Consider the following 13,590-nt stretch of genomic DNA (forward strand, 5'->3'; position numbering starts at 1 on the left):
CCGGACTCGGAGGTTCGACGCATGCAGCAGCTTGATGCTCTCTTGCTTGGCGCCAGAGCGGATTGCTTTTCTCTTGGTGCCGATTTTCAGGTCATCGCTGACGATGACCTTTAGCAGCCGCCGGCGTATAAAGTCGGTTTGCCAACTGCCGGTGCGCCTACTACCTCCCTGCTCGGTTCAGCTTAGATACTTCGAAATCCATGCTCTCACGAGTTCGGAATAAGGGGCCTGCGCGTCGGCCATGCGCTTGAGCTGCGTGAGGGTGTCTCGCCTGAAGCCTTCGATGGCACGCTGCAGTCTGGTGCTGAAAGCAATATCGCGGAGAACTTGTTGCCTTTGAGGATCGGGGCTCTCTGCCAGCAGAGAGTTTTTGTAAGCGATTTCGCTCTGAATATCGTCGAGCATCTCAGAAAGACCGACGCTGAGTTCGAGGATGAATTCAAGGTCACGCAAAACCTTGGTTTGGCCTGAACGAGACTGAGGCGATTAAGCCCATACACCTGGATAGAGACCAGGCCCATCGCACTTACACCGGCTTGAGCGGCCAGAGCCACGAGATCCGCGGGATTATCGTCGATAGCTGGATTGGGCGGCACCTGCGCTTGGGCGGTCGTCTTCGGGGTGACTACACCGATGAGGTTGTCGCGATCTATATGGAACTCAAGGTGATCGCGAGGGTTGTCGCGTGTCGGATCCAGCAGAAGGYGCCGCTCCGCCAACAGCTGATCATTGGGTCCACGAGCTCGACCTACCTCTGTTTCCAGAGGGAATGCCGAGGATTTGCCGAGCGATATCGTCCTGGTGCGGTCAAATTCACCGCTCGACAGCAGCTTGACGATGCTCCCGATAGCCGCATCCGGAGCCTTTTGCTGTCGCTTGCGATTGCAGTCGATACAGCTTGGCAAAAGGTTGTTCCAATCCATCGCCAACCAATAATAGCCTGGATGGCCATCAACGCCCTCAACCTCGCCCTTTGGCCTATAGTGCTCTACGTCGACGGGCTGCGTACTTCCGTAGAAACTCTCGCAGTACGCRCATTTTCCATGGAACAACCGCTCGAGCGCGGCTTTGACGGCGTTTTCCTTGTACCGTGAAAACTCGAATGGCTTGCCCGAATCCGGACCGTTCATGTGCTCGATCACGCGATCGAGCTCGGTCCTTCCTTCTTTGTCGGGCTTGTGCAGAATGGACGGTTCTGCGGTCTGCGATCTGTCGACCGGTCTCATCCGAGCAGACCCRCAAGATAGTCCTTCACGAACTTCTTGGCCTTCTCACGCGCATCAGCATTGGCCGCCTTATCTCTGTCACGGCGTGAGGCCACGTATTCAGCTACAGCTTCCTGTACGACCCWTGTGACCTCCGTCTTTCCGTATGGCATGCCGTCAGYGATTTCCTGGCGAAAAGCCCTCAGGATGGTCTGCTCATGCACGGTGAGAGTTTGGTTATTTCTCTCTTTCATCAGAATGGATGGAACTTCGGCAAAGGTGGCCTCGATCCGGCGATCATCGGTAGTGAACAACTGAAATATATCCGAAGTCAGCAGCTGGTCGATTGTCAAGTTCTCAATGTTCGAGAAGTCACTAATCTGCTCAACTACTTCGTTCATACGACTGTCGTTCTGCAGGTGAGGATTGCGGAACCGGTTCAACATCATAACCTCGCCGTCGAACATTCCTCTCAGACAAAGAGGGTCGTGGCTGGTGAAGACAAACGTGGAGCGAGGGAGGGCGCGACGCAGGCCGGAGACGATCTGCATTTTCCAGCGCGGGTGTAAGTGAGCTTCGATTTCGTCGATCAGGATTATTGCACGAGAATGGCGGGCGGCACGAGGATCGTATCTCGACAACTCAAGCAATCGCGAGAAAATGTCGCATACGACGGCAAGAACAGCCCGATACCCTGAGGAGACGACGCTGAGTCGTTRCTTAAACGTCCCGTCCGGACTTTTGCGTTGAATGTTTATTGCGCAGTATTCGTCGCCGTTCTCGTCGCGCTCAATCTCAATGTTTCGAAAATGTCCTTCGATCTGGATGATGTGGCGCAGCGCGCTAACGACTTCGTTAAGCGACTCGGGGGACTTTTTCGAAAGTTCGATAAGCCATGGCTCTGGGTTGGAAATTTGCCGATCGCGTTTGAACAATGTGTCGATGTGTCTGACGACGCTATCGCGTTGTTCTTTATCAAAGAACCTGTGCGCACCATAGGCGAAGACGAGGGGGTGGCGGGCCTCGGTGCCATCGGTCGTAATTCCGTTCGCTCGATCGAGTATGAGCTTCAATGACGGAGCATCATAAAATTCGACCTCCACTGAACCGCGATTGATAGGCTCATGACCGGCGCTTCCCATGTATTCGGGATCCAAAAGAATTTTCGAGGCCTCTTCGCCCAGTTGGTCGCGAAGGGAACTCGGAATACAGGTCAACGCGATTGCCTCGAGAATGCTGCTCTTTCCTGTAGCGTTCTCACCCAATATCAGCAGACACGGAGCGTCCGGAACATCGCTAAATTCGTTGGTGACCGTCATCGTGACGGACCGTTCTGRCATCTGCGGCTTAAGGCTGAATTCAATCGACTCCAATGACTTAAAGTTCTCGATACGGACGTGTTTCATGCGAGGCTGACTTAGATCCACCTTGGGTTTCGGCAGCTTCTCCTCAATCGGCGCCGTGGGATGCGGCAGGTCTCTGCCCTCATCCTGTCGCTGCACTTCCTCAATCRCTCCAGAGATTGTCGAATGAGCGTCCCCGTCGCGCCACAGCCGTGCGATGGCTGGCCCGACTCCGCCTGGCGAAAGATTGATGTTTCGCTTTGAAGCTCGGCGGATTTCTCGRCCAATTCGAACCGCCAAAAGGTAAGCGGCACTTGGATAAGGAGAACCTGGCTGAAGAGATGTGTAGACCTGATCATGCGGTGGCCCAGCAAGCAATTCGGCTAGCACATGATCCAGAACGACGGATCGCTCCTCGACAAGCCTTGGCCTGTTCAAATTGAAATGGGCAATAGTTGGATCAGCCCTCCTGTTGCCGGTAAGATGTCCATCTAGGCGAATCTGGAATGCTTGGGCAATGCGGCGCTCTCCTGGGTAGTACAGGACGGGGTCTTCGTCCAAATCGAGACCAGGTCCCTGGAAAACGTTAAATCCTAGACTGAAATCCGGTACGGAGGCTCGCTTGCCGATTACCGGGAAGTAGTTCTTCCGCGAGGGAGTGCATTCCTCGCAAATTGGAAAAAAATTGTCCCAGTGAAAGGCCAGCCACAAGTAGCATGGCTTGGTTGTCGCACCTCCGTCCGAGAGCGCATACGCTGGAGGCCGAAAGCGATAGGGTACCAGTCTGGAGCTTTGTTGCTCGCAAAACGCACACCGCCCGTTGGTGATCTCGTTCAGGCCAGCCAGGACGTCGGGCTCAAGCGGATATTTCCAAACGTTCGGCACATCAGTTTGYGCGGTTTCCGCTGTATCGCGCCTAAGATACCGCTCRATCTCAACTTGTAGCTCCCGGAYTTTGCCGTCAAAAAGCGATCGCGGAGAAAATTCGTCGCGCTTGCCGTGATTAAAAAAGAGCACAGCCTTCCCCCTCTGTCGGTCCGTCGCGCCATGTTTATACTTTGATGAGCCGACGTTCACTGACACTCAAGTATGATGAAATAAACAAATATCACAAGCGCAACGCTAGGCGTGTGCCAAACCTCGCCGATCATCGTAAGCGATACTGAAGTCGTTTAGATCGATATCGAGCAGATGGCGGATGAGGAGGGCAATGAGCATATCCCCATCGTCCATGAGCTTGTCTACCTGTCATGCCTTCTGCCGGTTTCGCCGATTTGCTGGATCGACTGACGATCGTCGTCGCCGGTGCCGCCAGGTCAAGACATGGAAACAAGGATCCTTGACGTCCGCGAACATGAAATGGTCGAATCAGTAAACTTACCCTGCGGTGATTGACCAAATTTACCACCTTGGGGGCTGGCATTCGGCTTATTCAAGTGGGCCGCTGAATAGGGTCTCGGGTGGCCGAGAATGTTCACTTTAGGCGAATCCAAGACGTCCCTTCACGCTGACAGCACCGCCCGGGACGTTCGCGATAGGAGCCGGCGCCGGCCGGGCCCCCTCGCACGAATTTCTCAATTGTCAGGCCGGCAGGACGCCGGACTTCTTCGCCGTCCAGGTGGCGATATAGTCCATCAGGCCGGGGCTGAGGCAGTCATAGGGTTCCAGCCCGATCGACTTCAGCTGGCCGCGTATRCCGTCCATGCGGCTCGGATCGACGCCGGATTCGATGATCGAGGAGACAAAGGCGGCGAAGCCCGGCGGCGACCAGCCGTCCTCCTCGAARCGCTCGGGATGGATGAAGGACAGGCCCTTGAAGGGATGGTCGCGCTCGACCGGGCCGTACATGTGGACGCCGCAGCCGGTGCAGGCGTGGCGCTGGATCAGCGCCGAGGGATCGACCACCTTCAGCTTGTCGCCATTCTCGGTGACGGTGACGTCGCCGGTGCCGGCGACGGCAACCACCGAGAAGATCGCGMCGTCCGGCTTCCAGCACTTGGTGCAGCCGCAGGCATGGTTGTGGGCGATCTGGCCCTTGACCTTCACCTTCACCGGATTGCTGGTGCAGAGGCAGACCAGCGTGCCGCCGGAAAAGGAAGCGCTCTCTTTCGGCAGGCCGTTGTCGATCGAGTGATGCAGTTTTTCCGCCATTCCTACTTCCTCCCGTGTTGACCACAAAGGGCGCGAGCGTTTCGGGCCCGCGGCCGGTGCCTTTGCTTCAGTAAACCACGACACTGCGGATCGACTTGCCCTCATGCATGAGGTCAAAACCCTTGTTGATGTCGTCGAGCGTCAGCGTATGGGTGATCATCGGATCGATCTGGATCTTTTTCTCCATGTACCAGTCGACGATCTTCGGCACGTCGGTGCGGCCGCGCGCGCCGCCGAAGGCGGTGCCCATCCAGCTGCGGCCGGTGATCAGCTGGAACGGCCGGGTCGAAATCTCCTGGCCGGCGCCGGCAACGCCGATGACGACCGACTTGCCCCAGCCGCGATGCGAGGCCTCCAGCGCCTGGCGCATCACCTTGGTGTTGCCGGTGCAGTCGAAGGTGTAGTCGGCGCCGCCGATCTGGTCGGCGCCGCGCTTGGTCAGGTTGACCAGGTAAGGCACGATGTCGCCGTCGATCTCCTTCGGATTGACGAAATGCGTCATGCCGAACTTCTCGCCCCAGGCCTCCTTGTCGTTGTTGACATCGACGCCGATGATCATGTCGGCGCCGGCAAGGCGAAGGCCCTGGATGACGTTCAAGCCGATGCCGCCGAGGCCGAAGACCACAGCCGTGGCGCCCTGCTCGACTCGTGCCGTGTTGATGACCGCGCCGATGCCGGTGGTCACCCCGCAGCCGATGTAGCAGATCTTGTCGAAGGGGGCGTCGGGATTGACCTTGGCGACCGCGATCTCCGGCAGCACGGTGAAGTTGGAGAAGGTCGAGCAGCCCATATAGTGGAAGAGCTTCTCGCCATTGACCGAGAAGCGCGAGGTGCCGTCGGGCATCAGGCCTTGGCCCTGCGTGGCGCGGATGGCGGTGCACAGATTGGTCTTCCTCGACAGGCACGACGTGCACTGCCGGCATTCGGGCGTGTAGAGCGGGATGACGTGGTCGCCCTTCCTGACCGAGGTCACGCCCGTGCCGACATCGACGACGATGCCGGCGCCCTCATGGCCGAGGATGGCCGGAAAGATGCCTTCCGGATCGGCGCCCGACAGCGTGAACTCGTCGGTGTGGCAGATGCCGGTCGCCTTGACCTCGACCAGCACCTCGCCGTCGCGCGGGCCCTCGAGGTCCACCTCCATGATCTCCAGCGGCTTTCCGGCGCCAACGGCAACGGCGGCACGCGTTTTCATTCTTATCCTCGCCATAGCTTTTGCCGACGACCAACTGAAAATAGACGACAAAGGCCCGCCAGAATCCTCGGCCGTTCAATGCCGGAGCTCAGGCCTAATCCTTGCGTTMAAAATGATCACCCGTCTATTTCGTTCGGGAGCCTGCCTTGACCTGTTCGACTTTGCAGACTCCCTGTCCATGTTTTGGGAAACAGCAGCCCGGCAACCGGACCAGCTGATCTTACATCGTGTGGTGTGGATTTTCATGCGGCTATGCATAAACCGACACGAAAGTCGTCGATTTTACCGATATCGCGCAGTTTCCCAGCAATTGCTCCCCCAGCCCGCTTGGGGTCTGGAGCGGCGATATGGCGAGCTACGGGCAGGCGGAACGAAGCCACGCGCTGAGGCTTCGGAACCGGCTTGGGGAGACATTGCACTCTTGCGCTCTCCCAATATGGCGTGCCCAGGCGTCGCCCCTGCCGACCGGGACCGACACGACATTCTATGATGTCGGTCGCATCGTTTCAGACTGGGTCAGCGCGTTCGAAACCCTCGTTCACCCCGGCTGGAGACTGGCCAGAACCGCGACAAAGTATTCGAGCTCATCGAGTGCACGCTTTGAGAATCCCGGCGAGCGGCTGCTGGAGACACTCGCGGCAAGATCGGGTCAAACGCATCCTCGCGTCCCTGGCTCTACCAGGGGCTCCACGACTGCCGGAGCGACCTTTTCCATTGGAAACCCGGTCGAGGCGCAGCGAACTCTGCTCGCTATGCCGGAGAGGTCGATCTTCGAATATGCCGCGCCGCTCTACCGAAAGATATGGAGCAGCGTCAAATGGGGCAGGAATTATTGCGGTCCATGGGCCGACCTGTTTGCTGGTGTCCTTTTCAACGCAGACAAACCCGTCCGGGATCACCTCATGGCCAGCGTTCATTGTAACGGTGGCGAGCTAATTCAGATGAGGGCCGAACAACCGCCCTGCCGCTTCCGTGTCTCCGGATTTGACCGAGACAAGCACAACATTGGCACYGGTTACGCCCGACGGCTCGCTCGTCGAGCCAATTGCTACGTAGCCTTTGAAAGTCTTTGTTTCGACTAGCAGCCCGCGTTCCGTTATGGCTTCTATATGGTTGTGTCTGCCGATCAGCATTACGTCGTGCCCGGCGCGGGCGAGCAAGGCGCCGAGTAGGAGCCGAGGGCTCCCGCGCCCATCACTGCCAGCTTCATCCTGATCTCCTCCATTGCCGGCCTGCCAACAGTCGCATAGATCGAGCATAAGCGATCGCCATTGCTTGGCTACGCCCCCAGCACCAGAGCCCCGCCGGTTAGGCCGRCACCGGCCGCAGCAAGCAGAATTTTCTCGCCAGGCTCAAGGGGCTTGGCACAGTGGGCGATCGACAGCGACAGAGGGATCGTTGCGGCCGACGAGTTGCCATAGTCGGCGATGGTCTTGACCATGCGCTCGTCCGCGATACCGAGCGACTTGCCGACGGCGTTGACGATGCGGGCATTCGCCTGGTGCGGCACGAAGCGGGCGACGTCCGACACCGAGACGCCCGCCGCCGCCAGCGCCTCGAGCGAGCAAGTTCTCATCATCTCCACCGCCTTGGCGAAGACGTCGCGGCCGTTGGCGATGGTCATGCGGGTTTCGACGACGTCGATCTCGTCGGCGAACGGCCGGTTGCTGCCGCCGRCCGGGATGTGGATCAGGCCATAAGCGGACCCATCCGAGGCAAAGGAGGAGCCGAGGATGYCGTGGCCGGGATCGCTGGACGGGGCGAGCACCACGGCGCCCGCGGCGTCGGCGAACAGCACGGCGCTCGCCCGCTCGGCCGGATGGATCCGGCGGCTCAAGATGTTGGCGGCGATGACGAGGGCCGGCTTGTTGTGCAGACGCACGAAGCCATCGGCGAAGGTCATGGCATAGATGAACCCCGCACAGGCGCCGGCGAGGTCCACGCCGCCGGCCTTTTCGAGACCGAGCCTGTGCGCCACCAGCGGCGCGCTCGGCGGCAGCAGATGGTCCGGCGTCGAGGTGGCGAGCAGCAGCAGGCCGATCTCCCGGCGATCGATCCCGGCTGCCTCCAGAGCGATGGCGCCCGCCTTGGCCGCAAGTCTCGAAAGCGTGTCGCCGGGCTCCGCCCAGAAACGCGAGCGGATGCCGGTGCGCCCCTCGATCCAGCCTGCCTCCAGCCCGAGGCTCGTCTCAATCTCGGCATTGCCGACCCTGCGCGCCGGCACGTGATGGCCAAGGCCAATGATGCGCGCGGTGCGGTTCATCTCCTGTCGCCTGCAAGCTCGGCCGCCTCGTCTATTGCCGCGTAGAGGCGGTCTAGCTCATCCGATGTTACGCAATAAGGCGGCAGCAGGTAGATGACGTTGCCGAGCGGCCGCACCAGCAAGCCGCGCTCCAGGAAGAAGGCGCGCAGCCTGGGCCCGACCTCGGCCAGATAGCCTGCCTTGCSGACACGCAGATCAAGCGCGGCGATGGTGCCGGTGGTGCGCACATTGTCGAAACGCGAATCCTGGCTGAACCGCGCTACCTTCTCCGCTAGCATCCGTGAGAGTGYGCCCACGCGCTCCGCCACAGGCTCGTCCTTCCAGATGCCGACATTGGCGAGCGCTGCCGTGCAGGCGATCGGATTTGCCGTGTAGGAGCTCGAATGAAAGAAGGTCCTGGCCCGGTCGCTGGAGTAATGCGCGCGGAAGATCGCATCGGTGGCAAGCRTCGCCGCGAGCGGCAACGAGCCGCCTGTCAGGCCCTTGGAGGTGCACAATATATCGGGCGTGACCGCTGCCTGTTCGCAGGCGAACATGGTGCCGGTGCGGCCCCAGCCGGTCATCACTTCGTCGGCGATGAAAAGCGTCCCCGAGCGTTCGGCAATGCGCTTGAGTTCCTCTAGCACTGAAGCCGGGTACATGAGCATGCCGCCGGCGCCGAGCACCAGCGGTTCGATGATCAGTGCAGCAACCTGGCGATCGCGCGCCAGGCGCGCGAAGGCGTCGAGCGTTTGCTGCTCCTGGCCGGCGGCAGGGAAGGGGATGGTGTCGACCTCGAACAGCAGCGGCTCGTAGGCGGCGTTGAAGACGCCGCGCGCGCCGACGCTCATCGTGCCGATGGTGTCGCCGTGATAGCTGTGTTCCAGGACGACGATGCGCGAGCGCGGCGCGCCGGCGTTGCGGTGAAAGCCGAGGGCCATCTTCAGCGCCACCTCGACGCTGGTCGAGCCGCTGTCGGAATAGAACACCCAGCCGAGGCCCGGGGGAGCCATGTCGACCAGCGCCGAGGCCAATCGCTCGGCCGGCTCGTGGCTGAGGCCGGCGAAGATCACCTGGTCGAGTGTCTCGGTCGCGCGCTGGATCGCTTCCACGATCTTCGGGTGGCGGTGGCCATGAGTGATGACCCACCAGGAGGAGATCGCATCGAGTATGCGCTTGCCTTCGCGCGTCTCGACATAAGCGCCCTCGGTGCGCACGACCATCGGCGGCACCGGCTCGGTGGCATGCTGGGTGAATGGATGCCAGACAGCGGAGCGGCTCATGCCGGGCTATCCATGAAGTCGGCGGCATTGAACGAAGCCTTCATGGCCGCGAAAAGTGTTCCAGGGGCCAGCGACTGGAGAAAGGGAAGACGACCAAGCACGCGAACCTTGCCTATCTGGGCGATCGTTTTTTGCGTATCGACCATCCTGTCGCCGATGAACACCACGCCAAGCAGGGGGATTGAGCGGGCGCGAAGAGCCTCGATCGAGAGCAGCGTGTGGTTGATGGTGCCGAGCACGGTGCGGGCGCAAAGCACCACCGGCGCGTTCCACTGTGCGAAGGCGTCGATGTAGAGTGTGCGCCTGTTCAACGGCACCATCAGCCCGCCGGCGCCCTCCACGACGAGCGGACGGTCCGTCTTGGGCAGTGCGAGTTGACCTGTATCGATATCCACGCCGTCCAACTCCGCGGCGCGGTGTGGGGACAGCGGCTCTCTAAGGCACCAGGCTTCCGGCAACACCCGGTCAGCAGACAATCCTGCCAGAAGGGAGACAACCTCGCTGTCAGTCTCTTCGCGGTTGCCCGCCTGCACCGGTTTCCAGTAGATGCCATCGAGAAGGGCTGTAAGGCCCGCTGCGAACACCGTCTTGCCGATGCCGGTGTCGGTGCCGGTAATGACGATCTGCACCGTCATCGGGCGCGCTCCCAGTCCGCAGCCAAGGCATCAAAAAGTGCCGAGACATCGGCCTCRCCGACATTCAGCGTCAGCGAGATCCTGAGCCTTGCCGTCCCTTCGGGCACGGCCGGGGGGCGGATGCCGCGCACGTCGAAACCGCGCGACTGCAACGCCGCTGCCAGTGCCATGGCGCTGGCATTGTCGCCGACGACGATCGGCAGGATCTGTGAACCGCTGGCAGGCAGGCCAAGGTGTTCGGCTTTCTTGCCGGCGAGCGCGACCAGCTTCGCCAGCCGCTCGCGGCGCGCCGGTTCGTCAGCGACGATGTCGAGGGCCGTTGCCGCCGCCACCGCCATCAGCGGCGAGGGCGCAGTGGCATAGATAAACGGCCGGCAGCGGTTGACGAGATATTCGCAAAGCACTGCCGGCGCCGTGAGCAGCGCGCCGGATGCGCCCAGCGCCTTGCCGCAGGTGTGCAGAGCCACAATATTGTCGCGGCCTTCGAGATCATGCGCGAGGCCGCGCCCGCCCGGACCGTAGACGCCGGTGGCATGTGCCTCGTCGACGAACAGGAATGCGTCGTGGCGGTCCGCGACCTGGATCAAGTCACCGAGCGAAGCCCGGTCGCCATCCATGCTGTAAAGGCTCTCGGCCACGATCCAGGYACGGCCGGCGCCGCCTTTTTCGCGCCAGCTCCGGATCGCATCGTTCACCGCTTCCGCGTCGTTGTGCGCGGCCAGCGTCACTTCGGCACGGCCGGCACGCGCCCCCTCATGCGCGCTGGCATGGACCAGTTCGTCCAGCACGATCAGGTCGCCCTTCTGGGGCAAGGTCGTGAGCACCGCGAAATTGGCGACATAGCCGCCGCCGAAGAACAGCGCGCGCTCGGCGCCGAAGAAGCCGGCCGCCTTGGCTTCGAGTGCCTCGTGTTCGGGGTCGTTGCCGCGCAGCAGCCGAGAACCCGTCGCGCCAATAGGCGCACCAGCGGCGAGTGCCGCCGCAACCGCCTCTGCCATGCGCTTCGAGCGCGCGAGGCCGAGATAGTCGTTGGAGGCGAAGTCGGCGCCAGAGCGGGCGCTGAGGCTCCGCAGCCGGTCCTTGCGGGCCAGCCCTCGCAGGCTGGCCTCGTAGCGGTCGAGCAAAGCCCGGCCGTTCGCGCGCCCGTTCACTGGGCTTCGCGCTCCATCGCCTTGATGCCCAGCCGGCGGAACAGCACGCTGTCCTTGTCCACTCCGGGGTTTTCGGCGGTCAGCAACGTGTCACCGACGAAAATGGAGTTGGCGCCGGCGAAGAAGCACAGCGCCTGCATCTCGTCGCTCATCGCCGTGCGGCCGGCCGAGAGCCGTACATGCGATTTGGGCATCATGATGCGGGCTAGCGCGATGGTGCGCACGAATTCGATCGGCTCGATCGGTTCGGCCTCGCCGAGCGGYGTGCCCTCGATCGGGATCAGCATGTTGATCGGCACGCTGTCGGGCGGCCCCGGCAGGTTGGCTAACGTCACCAGCATGTCGATGCGGTCGGCCTTCTCCTCGCCCATGCCGACGATGCCGCCGCAGCAGACCTTGATGCCGCTGTCGCGGACATTGGCAAGCGTGTCCAGCCGCTCAGCGAAGGTCCGGGTCGAGATGATCTCGCTGTAGTAGCGCTCCGACGTGTCGATGTTGTGGTTATAGTAGTCGAGGCCTGCTTGCTTGAGCCGCTGTGCCTGGCCRAGGTCGAGCATGCCGAGCGTCATGCAGGTCTCCATGCCGAGCGCCTTGACGCCCTCGACCATCGCGATCACCGCATCCATGTCGCGCTCCTTGGGGCTGCGCCAGGCGGCCCCCATGCAATAGCGCGTGGCGCCCGCGTCGCGTGCCTTCCTGGCTTCCGCGATGACGCGCTGAACCTCCATCAGCTTCGAGGCCTTGAGGCCGGACTGGTGATGCGAGGACTGGCTRCAATAGCCGCAATCCTCCGGGCAGCCGCCGGTCTTGATCGAAAGCAGGCGGGACAGCTGCACCCGGTTGGGATCGAAATTCTCGCGGTGGATGGTCTGAGCGCGAAACAGCAGATCGTTGAACGGCAGATCGTGGATAGCCTGGGCTTCCGCCCGGGTCCAGGGCGGATGGGCCCAGCCGAGAGGGTCCGATGTCAGGTCCGGGCCAAGTTCCGCGTTCATTCCACCTCCATCAGCAAACGTTTGGGTATCAGCCAGAGAATGGACCTCGGAGCCCGTCACGATCTGCCCACCAGCGCCGGCAGGGGCAGGACATTGTTGGCTTCGTTGAGTATGGAAAAGCTGTAGTCTCAGCCCGCATCGCTCGACCGTGCCCCGGTGCCTCGTTCTCGGCGTCTATCRCATGCTTTCTTCGGCTTGAGTGCAAGAACGCTCCCTTCTGATCGCGTCGCAGGATTCGGTGAAGGCGACATCCAACACGCAACCGAGTGCTTCCAGTCCATGAGAGGCAGCCATCTGTCGCAGCTCATCGAGCCGGCAGATAATGAAGCCAAGTGCTTCCACGCGGTCCTTTGTTTGCCGCTGGCCCGTCGCTTTCACCTCGCCGCTAGAACTATTCGGYCCGCCAAGGAGCAGGCTTGGGTCCGCGGTCGGTGGAACCAAAGACGTGATGGCGCGAGTTAGTCTGCGGCCAAAGGAGTTCCTGCGGTCCCGGGTCATGTGCTGTCCCTCAGTTCAATGCCTGCGGCAATTCCGGTTCGCGGGCATATCCAGGCCAATGTCGAGAATGGGAGCGCTATGGGTGAGCCAGCCGACCGAGATGAGATCGACGCCGGTTGCCGCAATTGCTGGGGCGCTCGCTCGCGTGATCCGGCCCGATGCCTCAGTGATCGCGCGGCCACCGACCATCGCCACAGCCTGGGCAAGGTCCTCGAGCGACATGTTGTCGAGGAGAACGGCGTCGACGCTCGCCTGCAGCGCCATCTCAAGCTGATCCAGCGTGTCGACCTCGACCTCGATCTTGACCATGTGACCTATGGCGCCACGCGCCCGCTCGATCGCGGTGCGGATGTCACCGGCAATGGCGATGTGATTGTCCTTAATGAGCACGGCATCGTCGAGCGCGAAGCGGTGGTTGGCGCCGCCACCGGCGCGCACGGCATATTTTTCCAGGACACGCAGGCCAGGCGTTGTCTTTCTTGTGCACACGATCTTTGCGTTATAGCCCCTCACCGCGTTGACCAGCGAGGCTGTTGCCGTTGCGATGCCGCTCAGCTTGCAGAGAAAATTGAGCGCCGTCCGCTCGGCTGTCAGCAGGCTGCGCGCTGGCCCGCTTACGACCGCGATAGTCTCTCCGGCCGAAACCTTGCCGCCCTCCGGACAGCGCAACTGCATACTGACCCCAGGATCGACGAGCAGAAAGGCAAACATCACCAGATCGAGCCCGGCGACAATGCCGGCCTGCCGGGCTTTCAACGCCAGCGTCRCATTGCAATCGGCGGGGATAATGGCATCGCTGGTGATGTCGCCGGCTCTGCCCAAATCTTCCAGCAGAGCACCGCGCACGATCGGTTCCATGATGATCTGGGGGAGCGGTGCAAGGGAACTCATA

Annotated in this window: 11 protein-coding genes; all 11 read right to left on the reverse strand. The window is 61.4% G+C overall.

The annotated features are described in order from the left end of the window. Positions 1–206 precede the first annotated feature (206 nt). The gene (locus ORS3428_RS33120; RefSeq protein ID WP_131802951.1) at positions 207–1,226 is read right to left on the reverse strand and encodes an endonuclease; all 1,020 of its coding nucleotides are present in this window, start codon (positions 1,224–1,226) and stop codon (positions 207–209) included. Beyond that, a complete protein-coding gene (locus ORS3428_RS33125; protein WP_131802952.1) occupies positions 1,223–3,565 on the reverse strand; it encodes an AAA family ATPase in 2,343 nt (780 codons plus the stop codon). The genes ORS3428_RS33120 and ORS3428_RS33125 overlap by 4 nt, the downstream gene beginning before the upstream one ends. A gap of 564 nt (positions 3,566–4,129) precedes the next feature. After that, a complete protein-coding gene (gene gfa / locus ORS3428_RS25685) occupies positions 4,130–4,699 on the reverse strand; it encodes an S-(hydroxymethyl)glutathione synthase (protein ID WP_071101091.1) in 570 nt (189 codons plus the stop codon). 67 nt (positions 4,700–4,766) lie between these two features. Then, on the reverse strand, positions 4,767–5,894 hold the full coding sequence (locus tag ORS3428_RS25690) for an S-(hydroxymethyl)glutathione dehydrogenase/class III alcohol dehydrogenase (RefSeq protein ID WP_071101092.1): 1,128 nt from the start codon (positions 5,892–5,894) through the stop codon (positions 4,767–4,769). A gap of 932 nt (positions 5,895–6,826) precedes the next feature. Then, a complete protein-coding gene (locus ORS3428_RS34500) occupies positions 6,827–7,153 on the reverse strand; it encodes a ketopantoate reductase family protein (protein WP_071101093.1) in 327 nt (108 codons plus the stop codon). Between the two features lie 20 nt (positions 7,154–7,173). Continuing rightward, on the reverse strand, positions 7,174–8,157 hold the full coding sequence (locus ORS3428_RS25700; RefSeq protein ID WP_071101094.1) for a beta-ketoacyl-ACP synthase III: 984 nt from the start codon (positions 8,155–8,157) through the stop codon (positions 7,174–7,176). Then, positions 8,154–9,419: an adenosylmethionine--8-amino-7-oxononanoate transaminase gene (locus ORS3428_RS25705; RefSeq protein ID WP_071101095.1), complete on the reverse strand. Its 1,266-nt coding sequence runs from the start codon at positions 9,417–9,419 to the stop codon at positions 8,154–8,156. The genes ORS3428_RS25700 and ORS3428_RS25705 overlap by 4 nt, the downstream gene beginning before the upstream one ends. After that, positions 9,416–10,054 (reverse strand): dethiobiotin synthase, encoded by a 639-nt coding sequence (gene bioD / locus ORS3428_RS25710; protein WP_071101096.1) that lies wholly within the window; start codon positions 10,052–10,054, stop codon positions 9,416–9,418. Before bioD ends, ORS3428_RS25705 begins: the two co-directional genes overlap by 4 nt. Next, complete coding sequence (locus ORS3428_RS25715; RefSeq protein ID WP_071101097.1) at positions 10,051–11,205, reverse strand: 8-amino-7-oxononanoate synthase; 1,155 nt, start codon at positions 11,203–11,205, stop codon at positions 10,051–10,053. Before ORS3428_RS25715 ends, bioD begins: the two co-directional genes overlap by 4 nt. Then, complete coding sequence (bioB, locus tag ORS3428_RS25720) at positions 11,202–12,200, reverse strand: biotin synthase BioB (RefSeq protein ID WP_071101098.1); 999 nt, start codon at positions 12,198–12,200, stop codon at positions 11,202–11,204. Before bioB ends, ORS3428_RS25715 begins: the two co-directional genes overlap by 4 nt. A 513-nt stretch (positions 12,201–12,713) precedes the next feature. Then, the gene (nadC, locus tag ORS3428_RS25730; protein ID WP_071101100.1) at positions 12,714–13,589 is read right to left on the reverse strand and encodes a carboxylating nicotinate-nucleotide diphosphorylase; all 876 of its coding nucleotides are present in this window, start codon (positions 13,587–13,589) and stop codon (positions 12,714–12,716) included. Position 13,590: the final 1 nt, after the last annotated feature.

It is taken from the genome of Mesorhizobium sp. ORS 3428 (genome assembly GCF_001854785.1).
GTDB lineage: Bacteria > Pseudomonadota > Alphaproteobacteria > Rhizobiales > Rhizobiaceae > Mesorhizobium.